Here is a 13,308-nt window from a genome sequence, read left to right on the forward strand (position 1 = left end):
TTCTCGTGTCGATCACGCCCTTTGCCTTTTCCGTTTCAGGTTCGCCCGCCGAGGCCCGCGACCAAATCACCGCCGCCAGCGGCACAAGCCCCGGTTTCCCCACTGTCGCGGGCGAATTTGTGGCCCAATGGCTTGACGGGGTGCCCGATGACAAAACCGTCAGCCTTGCCATTCAGGGCCAGCTTGGGCCGTGGCAGGATGGCCAGATCACGGGGCCGGTGAATTTTTCCGTGGTGGGCCAGATTTACTGAGTTCTGCGATGGCTGACCTCCCGCCCCTGCCCCCGCTGGCAACCGCATCGCTGGCCGCGCCGCATTGGCGCGGCTGGTGGGACACAATTCTTGCCCTGATGGTGATGGCTTTGGCGCAATTCTGGGAGGCCCTGCCTCACCTCATCCAACTGGGCGGCCTTGTCGTGGTCTGCCTGACCGCCGTGCAAAAACTGATCGAGCTTGGCTGGATCAAAAACCCCCGCGCCCGCAAGCAGGAGGCTCCCGATGACATTGGTTGAAGATGCGCGTGCGTGCTGGCGCTGGTGGTCGGTGCGCATGGCCGCGCTGGCGGGCGTCGTGGCCGGCGCGCTGGTCGCCCAGCCCCAGATCCTCACCGGCCTTGTCGCCTATGTGCCCGAACGCTGGCGCCCGCTGGCCTCGGCGCTGGCAGGGGTCGCCGTCTTTGCCGCGCCCACAATCGCGCGGCTGATCCAGCAGGGGAGCAAGAGCGATGGCGACGCAGCCTGACACCGCCCAGCCCAAACGCGGCGGGGTTGTCGTGTTGATCGTGGCCCTGCTGGCGCTGATCGGACCGGCCACCACGCAATTGGTGTTGACCGAGGTGCCCAAAGAGGAAAGCGGCCGCAAGGTGGCGGTCGCCGTCTCGCCTCAAGCCGGGACCGCCACGATCACCCATATCAGCGGCAAGCAGTACCTGCGCGCTTATCTCGACATGGTGGGTGTGGCGACGGCCTGCGATGGGCTGACCGGCGAAGGGATCAAGGTGGGCCGCGAGTTTACCGAGGAGCAATGCGCCTCGATGCTGATCACGCGGATTACGGCGGATGCCGCGCGTGTGATGGCCTGTACACCGGGCCTCGCGCTGACCATTCCGCGCCGGGATAACGTGCGCTTCGCTGCCCTGTCACTGGCCCACAATGTGGGGTGGCCGCGCTATTGCGCCTCCACCATGCGCGCCCGGATCAACGCGGGGCAAATCCGCGGGGCCTGCGATGCGCTGACATGGTTCAACCGCGCCGGTGGCCGGGTGTTGCAGGGCCTTGTCGATCGGCGAAAGCGTGAACAGGCCCTCTGCCTGAGGGATGCGGCATGACCCGCGCCATCGCCCGCTTCATCCTGTCGCTGATCACCGGATCGCTCTGGCGCTGGCCGCTGGCGCTCCTGCGCTGGATCGCAGCCTCGCCTGCGCGCATCTGGGCCGCGATGGCGCTGATCGCGCTGGCCTTGGCCGGGTGGCAGGCCCACCGCGCCGCGCAATGGGAAGGCACCGCCCGGAACACGCAAACCACGCTCAATGCCGAGCGCCGCACAGCCCACGCCGCGCGGGCTGCCTATCAGGCGCAATCGAAAAAGGACGCCGATCATGCAGACACGAACCACACGGCGCTGGCCTCTGGCTCCACTGGCCGCTTTGCTTCCTATGCTGCTGACCACGGCTTGCGGGCGAACGCCCCCGCCCATCGCGCCGCCGCCGGTCAAACCGACCATGCCCAGCTTTCTGAAATCCCCGCCCCCGACACCATCATGGCGGACATCTCCCGCGTCTGGATCACCCGCTCCGACTGGCTGACCTGTGACGCGGATTGGGCCTATGCGCAGGCGGCGCATGATTGGGCGCAAAGAATCGGCCAATGAGTGACGATGACATCCCCCTCGATCCCTCGACGCTGATCCGCCTGGGCGTCATCAGCGCAGTGACGCTTTCGCCCCCACGCTGCCGGGTGCGCTTTGGCGATCCCGATGCCGACGATGGCGCCATCGAAAGCCCGCCCATCCGCTGGCTTGCCCTGCGCGCTGGCGCCACCCGCCGCTGGTCACCGCCCACCGTGGGCGAGGAATGCCTCCTCCTCTGCCCCGATGGTCAAATCGGCAATGGCGTCGCGCTGGCGGGCCTCAACAATGACAACCACCCCGCCCCCGCCTCAACGCTGGCCGAGCTGATCACCTTCGCCGATGGCGCAGTGCTCTCCTATGACCCGGAAACCCACCATCTGGCCGCCGCCCTGCCCGATGGCGCCAGCGCCACGATCAAGGCCTCAACCATCACGCTGGACGCGGGAACGGTCCATGCCACAGGCGATATCACCGCCGATGGCGATGTGGTCGCGGGCGGGATCAGCCTGAAGGCACACAGGCATGGCGGAGTGCAGGCAGGCGGGGCGGTGTCGGGGGTAGCTGTTTAACAAATGTATAGCCTCAGACCACATTGGCTTCGCGCCCGACTTTCCAGCAACGCTTCAACTTGAACCGTCATCCGATTGGTGCAAAAGCCGTGGCCTTGTGAAATTGTTCCACGCCGCCTAGGGCACAGACAATCCATGCCGAGGAACCACTGAACTTGCCGCCAACTTTGCAAGCGCGGAATTGCTGATGAGCGACGCTCCGATCTCAAGCACCGATGCCGAACCAATTGCGCGTTGGCCAACCAGATTATGGCTGTGGCTGGGCATTCAACCGGCAACAACCGCGCCCCGGCTTGGCTTGGCGGCGTTTGGAGGGTTGTTTGGAATCGTCCTCACTGCTGTCATCTCCGCACAGTGGCTGGGCAAGTCTTCGTCGCTGCCTTTCCTGGTCGCACCGATGGGAGCATCGGCGGTTTTGCTGTTTGCCGTGCCCAACAGCCCATTGGCCCAACCCTGGGCCATTGTTGGGGGTAATGTGCTCTCGGCTTTATGCGGCATTCTCTGGCTCAAGATTTTGCCAGATCCGATGCTCGCTGCGGCGCCTGCGGTTGCCAGTGCAATTGCCGTCATGAGCTTGGCGCGTTGCCTGCATCCTCCCGGCGGCGCTTGCGCGTTGACGGCGGTAATCGGAGGGCATGCGATTACGGCGGCGGGCTGGCAATTCGCATGGGTGCCTGTGGGCTTGAACAGCGTGCTGCTGGTCACGCTAGGTTGGATATACCATGGCGCGGTGAGGGGCAATTACCCACACCGCGCCGCCAGCTATCTTGCCGCCACGCCGCCCAGGGCTGGCTATTCGGTCGCTGACATCGAAAGCGTACTCGCGCAATATGACGAGTTAATCGATGTCAGTCCGGCCGATCTCGACACTTTGTTCAGGCAGGTAGAAGGCCGGGCTTGGCGGCGGCTTCATGGCGAAATCCGCTGTGAGCAGATCATGCAAACCCACCTGTCCAGACTGCCAGTAGATGCCACGCTGGCGCAGGCCCAACAGATGTTTGCGGCAGACCGCCTACCGGTGCTTGCTGTGGTGGACGCAAGCGGTCGCTTCGAAGGGCTGATTCGTATCGAGTCTTTGCTAGTAGGGGATATTACCCAAACTGTGGCGAATTTGATGGACACTTCACCCTGTGTTGCCTCACCGGATACAGTCATCGACGAGCTACTTCCGTTGCTATCGGGCGGTGTTTACAAAGAAGCTTTGATCGTCGACTGTGCCGGTCAACTCGTGGGCATAGTCGGCCAAACTGATTTGCTTTGCGCGGTCTGGCGAGGCCATATCGCTGAGCAAATGGCGCTCGGAAGCAGCTAAAGCAGCTGCCAAGGCAACCTTTGCCGTTCGATTTGCGAACGGCAAACCGTAGGAACGTCGCAAACTCCGCCCCCTAACTCCCCCATAGCCCACCGCATCCCCCGTAACCCGCCGCGTTACGCCCAGGCCCTCTACCCCGCGCGCGCGTGAACCGTCATCCCGTTCCCCATGAACGGAATGGACGCCACCACTGGAAAGCCCCTCTCGGGCGATGCGCATCTGGCGCAGTCGGTGGTCGATATCCTCACCACGCCTATCGGCTCGCGCGTCATGCGCCGCACCTATGGCTCGCTGATCCCGTCCCTCATCGACGCGCCGATCAATGCCGCCACCCCCATGCTGATCCGCGCCGCCGCCGTGCTGGCCATCCGTGCATGGGAGCCGCGCCTCTCCATCGCCCGCGTCCGCCTGTTCGGCGCGCCCGCGCGAGGAGCGCTCACCATCCAGATCAGCGGGCAACGCGCCGACACCGGCAAACCCGTCACCCTCTCCATCAGCGCCTGACGCAAAGGAACCGCCCATGCCCCACGGCCTCACCCTCACCGAATCCACCAGCGGGGCGCGCAGCCTCGCCACTTCCTCCATGGCCGTCATCGGCATCATCGCCACGGCCAGCGCGGCGGCGGGCGCGGCCACCACCGCGCTCGATGCCGCCTTCCCGCTCGATACGCCGGTGCTGATCACCAACATCGCCGATGCCATCGGCAAGGCGGGCACCGGCGGCACGCTCCTGCCCACATTGGAAGCCATCGCCGATCAGGTCACCCCCGTCCTGGTCGTGGTCCGCGTGGCAGAGGGCGAGGATGAGGCCGAAACCAGCGCCAATGTCATCGGTGGCAACACGGGCGGCGTAAAAACCGGCCTTCAGGCGCTGATCGCGGCCAAATCGGTGGTCAACGTCCGCCCCCGCATCATCGGCGCGCCCGGCCTCGATACGGCAGAGGTCGCCGCGCAGCTGGTGATCGCGGCAAAGCGCCTGCGGGGCCGCACCTATGCCCGCGCGATCGGCGATGATGACGCGGCGGTGCTGGCCTATCGCCAAACCTTTGCCGCCCGCGAACTCACCCTGATCTGGCCCAACACCTCGCCCACCTTCATTGGCGACGCCACCGCCCGCGCGCTGGGCCTGCGCGCCCGGATCGACGAAAGCACGGGCTGGCACAAAACCATCAGCAATGTCACGATGGACGGCGTCACCGCGCTCACCCGCAACATCGCCTTCGACCTGCTCGACCCCAGCACCGAGGCGGGCGTCCTCAACGATGCGGGCATCGTCACGATCATCCGCGAATGGGGCGGCTTCCGCTTTTGGGGCAACACCACCTGCGCGGGCGAGGATCAGTCGGAATACAGCTTCGAAAGCGCCGTCCGCACGCTCCACGCGCTGCAGGATATCGTGATCGAGGCCTTTGCGCCGGAATTCGATAAACCGATGACCGTCGCCCTGGTCAAGGATCTGCTCGAAAGCTGCAACACCAAATTCGGCGAACTGGCCACCTCCGGCTGGATTATGGGCGCCAAGGTCGCGCTGGCCGACACCGGCAACACCGGGGCCGAACTGGCCGCCGGGCGCCCCAAGTTTGCCCTGCGCTTCACCCCTTGCGCGCCCTTTGAAAACCCCACGGTCGATTTCGCCATCACCGAGGAGTTTTACTCCGACTTCGCCTCGCAGGTCGCCGCCTGATTACGACTGATCCTCCCCGCCCCCTTCTGACAGGAGCGTCCCATGGGCCTTCCCCGTACCCTCAAAAACCTCAACACTTTCATCAACGGCGCCGACTATCGCGGGCGCTGCGGCGAATTCGAACAACCCAAACTGGCGCTGGTCACCTCCGACTGGCGCGGGGGCGGCATGCCCGGCGCGGTCAAACTGGACCAGGGGATCGAGGCGATGGAGGCCACGCTCACCTTTGGCGGCCATGAAACCGCCCTTGTCCGCCAATTCGGCACGCCCGCCATCAACGGCACCCGCATCCGCCTGGTCGGCGCCTATCAGGCCGACAATGGCAGCGCGCCGCAAGCCGTCGACATCTTCATCGGCGGGCGCTTCACCGAAATCGACTTTGGCAAGGACAAGCCCGGCGACCCCACCGAACACAAATACAAGGCCGCGCTGTCCTATTACCGGCGCGAGGTGAACGGCGTGGTCGAAGTTGAAATCGACATGATCGCGGGCGTCCACATTGTCGGCGGCGTCGATCGCTATGCCGAGATCATGGCCATCCTCGCGGGATAATCCGTTTTCTCAGATCCGGCCGCACGGTCCTTTTGCGGGGCGCCGTGTCTCCGGTGGGCCGGTGGTCTCCTCTCCGCCACCGGCCCTTCCCCGCCCCCGCGCTATCTGAAAGCCCCGCCCATGTCCGCACCCTCTGCCAGCCACACTTTCACCCTCGCGGCCCCCATCATGCGCGGCGAGACCGCCATCGAGGCACTCACCATCCGCAAGCCCAGCGCGGGGCAGTTGCGCGGCCTCTCGCTGCAAAACCTGCTCAGCCTCGACATCACCGCCATCCTGACGGTCACCCCGCGCATCACCATGCCGCCCATCACCGATGCCGAGGCCGACCTGCTCGACCCTGCCGATCTGGCCGAAATCGGGGGCGCGATCCGCGATTTTTTTATGACGGCGGGCGAGAGGAAGCTGCTGGAAATGGTGATCGAACAGCACACGCCGAAGAGCTGATGGCCGACATCGCCGCCATCTTCCACTGGCCGCTCTCCGAGATTGCCGCCCTCACGCTCGACGAACTGATCCTCTGGCGCACCCTTGCCGTGGACAGCTGGAACCGCATGTGGGCGGGCAAGGATGGTGAGCCATGAGCGACAAGAAGCTCTCGCTGCTGGTCAATTTCATCGCCATCGACAAGATGACGGGCGTGATGAAGAACATCGTCGGGCTGGGCCGCGATGGCTCCAAATCAATCTAGGCGCTGACGGGCGAGACCAAGAAGCTCGAGAACCAGTTGCGCTCGGTCCAGACCGACATTGCCAAAGGCGCGGGCAATATCACGCAGCTGGTCAACCGCGAGCGCGATCTGGAACAACAACTGGCCCAGACCAACCGTCAGCTTGAACGGCAAAAGAAGCTTGCCGCGATCCGCGCCGATGCCACCGTAATCCGACGCACCGGCGCCGACTATCGCCAGCGCGGCCAGGACAACATGCTGGGCGGCGTCGGCATGGCCACGCCCTTTATTTTGGCCAGCAAGGCCGCGATGGATTTCTCCAGCGGCATGGTCGATATTCAGCAAAAGGCCGAACTCACCAACGCGGAAACCGCCCGGATGGCCGCGCGCATCCTCGATCTGGCCAAGGTGGCCCACCAACTGCCCGAAGATATGCGCAGCGGCATCGACACGCTCTCCGGCCTCGGCCTCGATCCGCGCAAGGCGATTGAAATGATCGGCCCGATTGGACGTCTGGGCACCGCGTTTAAGGTGGATTTGGCCGACGGCGCGAACGCTGCCTTTGCCAATCTCAACAACCTGAAAGTGCCGATCGGCGAAACCTCCCGCGCCCTCGACATCATGGCCGCATCGGGCAATGCCGGGGCGTTTGAGGTCAAGGATATGGCCCGCTGGTTTCCTTCGCTGACGGCGCAAATGCAGGCGCTGGGGCAAAAGGGCACGCCCGCCGTTGCCGATCTTGCCGCCGCGCTGCAAATCGCTCGGCGCGGCGCGGGCGATGCGGATCAGGCCGCCAACAATATTCAGAACCTGCTGGGCAAGATCCAGTCGCCCGAAACGGTCAAGAAGTTCAAAGCCTTTGGCATCGACCTGCCCAATGCCCTGAAAAAAGCAGCGCGCGAGGGCAAAACCCCGCTCGAAGCCATCGCTGGCCTCACGCAAAAGGCCACCGGCGGCGACAATGCCAAAATGGGCAACCTGTTCGAGGATATGCAGGCCCAAGGCGCTTTGCGTTCGCTGATCCTCAACATGGAGGATTTCCGCAAGATGCGCGCCGATATCGCGCGCAGCGGCGGCACCGTGGACCAAGCCTTCGCCCAACGCGAGGCACAGGATGCCAGCATCAAATGGCGCGACTTCATGGGCACCGTCCAACGCCTCGGCATCACGCTGGGCAATGGCTTCCTGCCCGCCGCCACCAGCTTCCTGAAATCTGCCGACACTATGATCTCCCGCGTGGTGGCCTTCGCACAGGCCAATCCTGAACTCACCAGCACGCTCATGACTTTGCTCGGCGGACTGGTAGCCGCCCGCATCGGCATTGGCGCGCTGCAATTCGCCTTTGGCGGCCTGCTCGGCCCGGTGGCCACTGGCTATCGTCTGCTCAAACAGTTTGAAACGCTGGGCGGTGTGGTCGCCATCTTCCCCCGTCTTGCTGGCGGCATGGCCTTCCTCGGCGCCTCGGCGGCCAAGGTGCCCGGCATCATCACCGGCCTGCTGGTGGCCCTGCGCGGGCTGGCGGCTTTCATGCTCACCAATCCGGCGGGCTGGTTCCTGCTGGCCGTGGGCGCGGGCGTGGCCGCCTATCAGAATTGGGACTGGATCAAGGAAAAGTTGGGGCTAGGCGGCGCGGCCAAACCCAATGCAACGGTGCCCGGCCCCAAAGCCAATTGGGCGGGTGCCAAAGTCGCCAACCCCTTGCCCGCCATGACGCCCATCCGCCCCGCTGCATCGGCCATGGCGGGCGCTGCCGCGCGCGGCCCGGTCACGCTCAATGTCTATCCCGCCCCCGGCCAAAGCCCCGATGCCATCGCCGATCACGTCATCCGCAAGATCGACCACGCCCAGGGCGTAAAAACCCGCTCCAACATGAACGGCGAGGATGGACGCTGATGGCCGATCTTTCCTCCTCCAGCCTGATCGACCTGTCCACCCCGGCCACGATCAACCAACGCGACCTGCTCTCCCCCGCCGTCCTCATGTCGCTGGGCCTCTTCACCTTCGGAATGGAGCAGGCCGCCTATGACCAGCTCTCGCGCCGGATGACATGGCGCCATGAACAGAACGACCGCTTCCTCGCCCGCCCGGCCAGCCAGTTCGCCGGGCCGGGTGACGATCATGTCTCCATCGCGGGCACGATCGTGCCAGAGGTCGCGGGCCATTACGGCGCGCTCACTTTCCTGATCGACATGGCCGACACCGGCGACGCCTTCCCGCTGCTCGACGGCCTCGGCACGCTCTGGGGCTTTTACCGCATCGATGCTCTGGATCAGGCGCACAAGGTCATCATGGCGGGCGGCATCCCGCGCATGGTGGACTTTGCCCTTGAACTCTCGCGGGTGGCATGATGGCGGGGAACAAGGCTGGCCTGCGCCTCACGCTCGACAATGGCACGGATCTCGCGGCCAAGATCAACCCGCGCTTCCTATCGCTGACCTTGGTCGAACGGCGGGACGGATCGGCGGATGAACTCACCCTCGCGCTGCACAATATGGACGGCAAACTGGCCGTGCCCAGCGCAGGGGCGATCCTCTCGCTGTCGCTGGGCTGGGAAAGCCGGATCGACGATCACCCCGTTGGCCTGATCGACAAGGGCCGCTTCCGCGTCGATGAGGTCGAGGAAAGCGGCCTGCCCGATGTGGTGACCATCCGCGCCCGCTCTGCCGATCTGGCCGGCACTTATGCGAAACGGCGCAACCGCGTCTGGCATGACACCACGCTGGGCGCGCTGATCGCTGATATCGCCGCGCGCCACGGCATCACCGCCCGCGTCCACCCCGATCTGGCGGGCGGGCCTATCGAGGCGCTCGAACAGCACAACAAATCCGACATGGCGCTGGTACAGGATCTGGGCAAACGCTTCGACGCGGTGGCGACATGGAAAGACCGCAAGATCCTGTTCCTGCCCAAAGGCTCCGCCACCACGGCGGGCGGCCAAACCATCCCGGCAATCACCCTGACGCGGCAGGATGGCTGGCAATGGCGCTACATCCGCGCCGAACGCGGCGCGCAGACCGGCGTACAGGCGCAATATCACGATGGATCAACAGGCGCGCGCAAGACGGTGAGCGAAGGTTCGGGCGATGCCTACCGCCTCAAACACATCTACGCCAGCAAGAGCAGCGCCACCCGCGCCGCCAAATCCAACCTTGCCAAGCGGCTGCGCGCGAAGAGTAGGTTTGAGTATTACCTCGCCGTGGCGGACTGCCGGTTGCGGCCCAATCAGCAGGCCGCGCTCAACGGATGGAGCGCGGCGGTCAGCGATACCAAGTGGCTGATCGAGAGCATCGACACCACCATGGATGCCGGTGGGATCAAGCAGATGGTGAGGTTTGAGGGGGCGTAGCGTGAACATCGCAGAGTTGTCGACAGACGACAGTGGACAAAACAGGAACTTTCTGTCCTAACCTTGCATCCCCGCTCTCAATCCACCAAAATCGCGTTTCGCAAGATGCGCCATCTCGTCATGGACGCAACGCATGATTCTGAACGAGGGTAATTTGAGACCGATCGCAATCGACCTGTTTGCCGGTGCAGGCGGCCTATCTTTGGGCTTCGAACAGGCTGGCTTCGACGTAGCGGCGGCGGTTGAAATCGATCCGATCCATTGCGCCATCCACAAATTCAATTTCCCCGATACAGCCGTGATCCCCAAATCGGTCGTCGGCCTCTCAGCATTGGAAATCCGAGAAGCTGCAGGCATTGGTAATCGCCAAGTCGACTGCGTCTTCGGTGGCCCGCCGTGCCAAGGTTTTTCCATGATTGGCCAGCGTGTCCTCGATGATCCCCGCAACAGCCTCGTGCTGGAATTTGTCCGCATCGTGGCGGAATTGGGCGCGCGGACATTTGTGTTTGAAAATGTCAAAGGCCTTACCGTTGGCAGGCACAAGGCCTTTCTCGAAGAAATCATCGCCGCCTTCGGTGCAAAGGGCTATGACGTCAGCCCCGCCAAAGTGCTCGACGCCTCCAATTATGGCGTCCCTCAAAAGCGCCAGCGCTTGATCCTGCTTGGTGCGAAAAAGGGCACCCAACTGCCTACCCATCCATTGGCTAGCACAAACGCAGCTGACACGAAAAAGCCTATTCCCAATCTTCCGTTCGGCCCCACTTGTGCGGATGCCCTGGGCGATCTCCCCGATGCGGAACGGTTCTTTGGTCTGCTGGACAGCGACAATGTGAAAGCAACCGGCTTTGGCAAGCCATCTCCCTATGCGGCCGAGCTGCGCTGCCAGACCAACGATGCTTGGCATTTCGGCTATGTGCGCGATTGGAAATCCGGCGTGCTGACGTCGAGTGCCCGCACCGACCACACCGAAATTTCCAGGGGACGCTTCGCAAAAACGCCTCCTGGCGCCGTCGAACCGGTAAGCCGCTTTTTCAAATTGGCGCCGAATGGCCTGTCAAACACGCTGCGCGCCGGCACCGATGCCGCGCGCGGTGCTTTTACCAGTCCCCGCCCGATCCATTATGCCTACAATCGCTGCGTAACCGTCCGCGAAATGGCCCGCCTTCATGGCTTCCCGGATTGGTTCCGGCTGCACGCAACCAAATGGCATGGTGCCCGCCAAATCGGGAATTCCGTGCCGCCTCCGCTCGCCAGGGCAATCGGCTTTTCCGTTATGGAAGCGTTGAATATCGAACCCGCCCGCCCCGAGGGCACCATCAAGCTGGGCGATCCGAACCTGCTCTATATGGAAATGTCGCAGGCCGCCGCCCATTTTTCCGTCACCAAGCCTTCAAGCAAGCGCGACCGCAAAAGCGGCGCCCGCAAGCGGAAACAACATGAAATCGAGGAAGCGCGAATGAGCAAGGAGATGGCTGATGCCTAAGCCATCACAGCCCAACCGCTATCTCCTGCTCATTGAAACCCTCTTCCACCGCTATTGGTCGGATGGCGTAACCTCGTTCGAATTCGAACGGGCCGAACTTGAAACCATCGCCGCCGAAGTAAAGATTACGCTGCCCAAAAACCTCGGCGACGTCATGTATGCGATCCGCTACCGGATCAGCCTTCCCGACAGCATTCTCAGCACCCAGCCCGATGGTCAGGAATGGATCATCGAAGGCGCGGGTCGGGCGCGCTATCGTTTCCGGCTGGTAAAGAAAACGCGAATCTTGCCCAGGGCAGACCTCGCCCGAATCTCAATCCCCGACGCTACGCCAGAGCTGATCCGGGCCTATGCGCTCGACGATGAACAGGCCCTGCTTGCCATTGTTCGCTATAACCGCCTGATCGACACATTTCTGGGCCTGACCACCTACAGCCTGCAAAATCACCTACGCACGACAGTCAAAGGCATCGGCCAGATCGAGATCGATGAGCTTTACGTCGGCTTGGACAAGCGCGGCTGTCATTACATCATCCCGGTGCAGGCAAAGGGCGGCAACGACCAAATCGGGGTGGTGCAAACCACCCAAGACATCCGCTTTGTCGAACAGCGCTTTCCGGGCATGCAATGCCGGGCCATCTCCGCGCAGTTTATGGAAGGCGGCATCGTGGCCCTGTTCGAACTGACGCTCCAAGACGACGAGATCAAGGTCGCCGAAGAGCGTCACTATAAGCTGGTGCCTGCCAAGGAGCTCGATCCGAGGGAGATCAGGGCCTATCGGGATTGATGATAGATCTTCCTCCCCAATATCTGACGTTGCCCTCTCAATTTTCATCCTTCGAATACGGCCGATGGTTCACGCTCTGTTGAATGCTTAAATCGAGCGGATCGCGCTTGTAAAATTCCTTAGCCTTTGTTGACCGCTATGCGGGAAAGGCCCTATTTCGGAAACAAGCCCGCCCGCCCTGCGTCCGCGTTGCCAGTGAAATACGTTACCTGGGGCTGCCCCTCCAACCATACTGGAACATCGACATTTTCCAGTATGATCAGTTGAAGGTTTGGTGGCATTGCCGAAAACGCCTTGAATGCGCGATCTTTCAAGGGGGTGCTTGCAATCGCGCTATCGCCGGCATCCGACGGATCGCGATAGGTAATGAAAAGCGAGTCCAAGATCAGGAAACCGGGATGAGCGCGAGAGCGATCCCTACAGAATTTCATCAGCGCGATACTGAACGCCCCGTGGAGCAACGCCCTGACGCCTTTGCCGTTCGCAGCCCTTGCCTTTCCGCTGACCGAGATGTCCATTTTAGGCAGCTCGAAGAATACGCGCTGCGCGTCCGGGAATTGCCAGGACTGAAGCTCGGCCTCGACCACTTGACTGAACTGATCGAGCGTCGCTCCATCAAGCTGCTGTTGTGCGACGATTGTGCTACTATCATAACCTGGACTGACACCAAGTTCGGTGCGCTGTGCGACAAGCGCATCGCGTCGGCGCACAAGCTCAAGGCTCTTCTGTACGTTTAACTTGCGCGCGATGACCGCGCTTGCGCGTGATCGAATGGTCTGAACCGTGGGCACTTCACGAAGAATGTTCTCCTGAAGACTATTCATCTGTGTGGACTTGTAACGGATTTGTGCCGGTCACCTATCTCACTATGCCACCTTGGCCTCGAATGCGAGGGGGCTGATGCCGCCCAGATATGAATGGCGCCTACGTGGGTTGTAGAAGCCGTTGATGTACTGGAAGATGGCGGTCTCGGCCTGACGCCTGGTTGGCCAGGTTTGGCGCCAGAGCACCTCGGCCTTCAGGCTTTTGAAGAAGGTTTCGACAGCCGCATTGAGGCT

The 13,308-nt window shown here is 62.8% G+C and carries 18 protein-coding genes and 1 pseudogene; 17 read left to right on the plus strand and 2 right to left on the minus strand.

From position 1 onward, the window contains the following. The first annotated feature begins 5 nt into the window (after window positions 1–5). The 17 genes from AC2S2E_RS17215 to AC2S2E_RS17295 all read left to right on the plus strand — a co-directional run bounded on the left by AC2S2E_RS17215 (window position 6) and on the right by AC2S2E_RS17295 (window position 12,250). Entirely contained in the window at window positions 6–251 is a 246-nt protein-coding gene (locus AC2S2E_RS17215; protein ID WP_486522129.1) for a hypothetical protein, read from the plus strand. A gap of 8 nt (window positions 252–259) precedes the next feature. Then, window positions 260–511, plus strand: coding sequence for a hypothetical protein (locus AC2S2E_RS17220; protein WP_476103400.1), 252 nt, complete (start codon window positions 260–262; stop codon window positions 509–511). Beyond that, a complete protein-coding gene (locus tag AC2S2E_RS17225; protein ID WP_486523190.1) occupies window positions 498–740 on the plus strand; it encodes a DUF7940 domain-containing protein in 243 nt (80 codons plus the stop codon). Before AC2S2E_RS17220 ends, AC2S2E_RS17225 begins: the two co-directional genes overlap by 14 nt. Then, window positions 724–1,326 (plus strand): lysozyme, encoded by a 603-nt coding sequence (locus AC2S2E_RS17230; RefSeq protein ID WP_486523191.1) that lies wholly within the window; start codon window positions 724–726, stop codon window positions 1,324–1,326. The genes AC2S2E_RS17225 and AC2S2E_RS17230 overlap by 17 nt, the downstream gene beginning before the upstream one ends. Then, window positions 1,323–1,868: a hypothetical protein gene (locus AC2S2E_RS17235; RefSeq protein ID WP_486523192.1), complete on the plus strand. Its 546-nt coding sequence runs from the start codon at window positions 1,323–1,325 to the stop codon at window positions 1,866–1,868. Before AC2S2E_RS17230 ends, AC2S2E_RS17235 begins: the two co-directional genes overlap by 4 nt. Continuing rightward, entirely contained in the window at window positions 1,865–2,416 is a 552-nt protein-coding gene (locus AC2S2E_RS17240; protein WP_486523193.1) for a phage baseplate assembly protein V, read from the plus strand. The genes AC2S2E_RS17235 and AC2S2E_RS17240 overlap by 4 nt, the downstream gene beginning before the upstream one ends. A 187-nt stretch (window positions 2,417–2,603) precedes the next feature. Then, on the plus strand, window positions 2,604–3,728 hold the full coding sequence (locus AC2S2E_RS17245) for an HPP family protein (RefSeq protein WP_476105118.1): 1,125 nt from the start codon (window positions 2,604–2,606) through the stop codon (window positions 3,726–3,728). Window positions 3,729–3,905: 177 nt separating this feature from the next. Next, entirely contained in the window at window positions 3,906–4,232 is a 327-nt protein-coding gene (locus tag AC2S2E_RS17250; RefSeq protein WP_486523195.1) for a GPW/gp25 family protein, read from the plus strand. Window positions 4,233–4,248: 16 nt separating this feature from the next. Beyond that, window positions 4,249–5,412 (plus strand): phage tail sheath subtilisin-like domain-containing protein, encoded by a 1,164-nt coding sequence (locus tag AC2S2E_RS17255; RefSeq protein WP_486523196.1) that lies wholly within the window; start codon window positions 4,249–4,251, stop codon window positions 5,410–5,412. 42 nt (window positions 5,413–5,454) lie between these two features. Next, window positions 5,455–5,964 carry a phage major tail tube protein gene (locus AC2S2E_RS17260; protein ID WP_486522120.1) on the plus strand — a complete coding sequence of 170 codons (510 nt, stop codon included), beginning with the start codon at window positions 5,455–5,457 and terminating at the stop codon, window positions 5,962–5,964. A gap of 120 nt (window positions 5,965–6,084) precedes the next feature. Further along, window positions 6,085–6,411, plus strand: a complete 327-nt coding sequence (locus tag AC2S2E_RS17265) for a phage tail assembly protein (protein ID WP_486522118.1) — start codon at window positions 6,085–6,087, stop codon at window positions 6,409–6,411. Further along, the gene (locus tag AC2S2E_RS17270) at window positions 6,411–6,548 is read left to right on the plus strand and encodes a GpE family phage tail protein (RefSeq protein WP_486523197.1); all 138 of its coding nucleotides are present in this window, start codon (window positions 6,411–6,413) and stop codon (window positions 6,546–6,548) included. Before AC2S2E_RS17265 ends, AC2S2E_RS17270 begins: the two co-directional genes overlap by 1 nt. 143 nt (window positions 6,549–6,691) lie before the next feature. Next, complete coding sequence (locus AC2S2E_RS17275; protein WP_486523198.1) at window positions 6,692–8,527, plus strand: phage tail tape measure protein; 1,836 nt, start codon at window positions 6,692–6,694, stop codon at window positions 8,525–8,527. Beyond that, window positions 8,527–8,982, plus strand: coding sequence for a phage tail protein (locus AC2S2E_RS17280; protein WP_486523199.1), 456 nt, complete (start codon window positions 8,527–8,529; stop codon window positions 8,980–8,982). Before AC2S2E_RS17275 ends, AC2S2E_RS17280 begins: the two co-directional genes overlap by 1 nt. Further along, complete coding sequence (locus AC2S2E_RS17285) at window positions 8,979–9,980, plus strand: contractile injection system protein, VgrG/Pvc8 family (RefSeq protein WP_486523200.1); 1,002 nt, start codon at window positions 8,979–8,981, stop codon at window positions 9,978–9,980. Before AC2S2E_RS17280 ends, AC2S2E_RS17285 begins: the two co-directional genes overlap by 4 nt. A 133-nt stretch (window positions 9,981–10,113) precedes the next feature. Next, window positions 10,114–11,463: a DNA cytosine methyltransferase gene (locus tag AC2S2E_RS17290; RefSeq protein WP_486523201.1), complete on the plus strand. Its 1,350-nt coding sequence runs from the start codon at window positions 10,114–10,116 to the stop codon at window positions 11,461–11,463. Next, entirely contained in the window at window positions 11,456–12,250 is a 795-nt protein-coding gene (locus tag AC2S2E_RS17295; RefSeq protein WP_486523202.1) for an endonuclease, read from the plus strand. The genes AC2S2E_RS17290 and AC2S2E_RS17295 overlap by 8 nt, the downstream gene beginning before the upstream one ends. A 152-nt stretch (window positions 12,251–12,402) precedes the next feature. Here AC2S2E_RS17295 and AC2S2E_RS17300 read toward each other — a convergent pair whose 3' ends face one another. Continuing rightward, window positions 12,403–13,074: a hypothetical protein gene (locus AC2S2E_RS17300; protein WP_486523203.1), complete on the minus strand. Its 672-nt coding sequence runs from the start codon at window positions 13,072–13,074 to the stop codon at window positions 12,403–12,405. 42 nt (window positions 13,075–13,116) lie between these two features. Beyond that, window positions 13,117–13,302, minus strand: a pseudogene (locus AC2S2E_RS17305) (IS3 family transposase); the annotation flags it as partial. Window positions 13,303–13,308 lie beyond the last annotated feature (6 nt).

The organism is Novosphingobium sp. 550D (assembly GCF_057401885.1).

Bases quoted from the DNA above. Each gene is read 5' to 3' on its own strand.
- AC2S2E_RS17245 (WP_476105118.1), top strand. From the start codon at position 2,604: ATGAGCGACGCTCCGATCTCAAGCACCGATGCCGAACCAATTGCGCGT.
- AC2S2E_RS17290 (WP_486523201.1), top strand. From the start codon at position 10,114: ATGATTCTGAACGAGGGTAATTTGAGACCGATCGCAATCGACCTGTTT.
- AC2S2E_RS17240 (WP_486523193.1), top strand. From the start codon at position 1,865: ATGAGTGACGATGACATCCCCCTCGATCCCTCGACGCTGATCCGCCTG.
- AC2S2E_RS17300 (WP_486523203.1), bottom strand. From the start codon at position 13,074: ATGAATAGTCTTCAGGAGAACATTCTTCGTGAAGTGCCCACGGTTCAG.
- AC2S2E_RS17280 (WP_486523199.1), top strand. From the start codon at position 8,527: ATGGCCGATCTTTCCTCCTCCAGCCTGATCGACCTGTCCACCCCGGCC.
- AC2S2E_RS17230 (WP_486523191.1), top strand. From the start codon at position 724: ATGGCGACGCAGCCTGACACCGCCCAGCCCAAACGCGGCGGGGTTGTC.
- AC2S2E_RS17265 (WP_486522118.1), top strand. From the start codon at position 6,085: ATGTCCGCACCCTCTGCCAGCCACACTTTCACCCTCGCGGCCCCCATC.
- AC2S2E_RS17225 (WP_486523190.1), top strand. From the start codon at position 498: ATGACATTGGTTGAAGATGCGCGTGCGTGCTGGCGCTGGTGGTCGGTG.
- AC2S2E_RS17220 (WP_476103400.1), top strand. From the start codon at position 260: ATGGCTGACCTCCCGCCCCTGCCCCCGCTGGCAACCGCATCGCTGGCC.
- AC2S2E_RS17270 (WP_486523197.1), top strand. From the start codon at position 6,411: ATGGCCGACATCGCCGCCATCTTCCACTGGCCGCTCTCCGAGATTGCC.
- AC2S2E_RS17235 (WP_486523192.1), top strand. From the start codon at position 1,323: ATGACCCGCGCCATCGCCCGCTTCATCCTGTCGCTGATCACCGGATCG.
- AC2S2E_RS17260 (WP_486522120.1), top strand. From the start codon at position 5,455: ATGGGCCTTCCCCGTACCCTCAAAAACCTCAACACTTTCATCAACGGC.
- AC2S2E_RS17285 (WP_486523200.1), top strand. From the start codon at position 8,979: ATGATGGCGGGGAACAAGGCTGGCCTGCGCCTCACGCTCGACAATGGC.
- AC2S2E_RS17255 (WP_486523196.1), top strand. From the start codon at position 4,249: ATGCCCCACGGCCTCACCCTCACCGAATCCACCAGCGGGGCGCGCAGC.
- AC2S2E_RS17250 (WP_486523195.1), top strand. From the start codon at position 3,906: ATGGACGCCACCACTGGAAAGCCCCTCTCGGGCGATGCGCATCTGGCG.
- AC2S2E_RS17295 (WP_486523202.1), top strand. From the start codon at position 11,456: ATGCCTAAGCCATCACAGCCCAACCGCTATCTCCTGCTCATTGAAACC.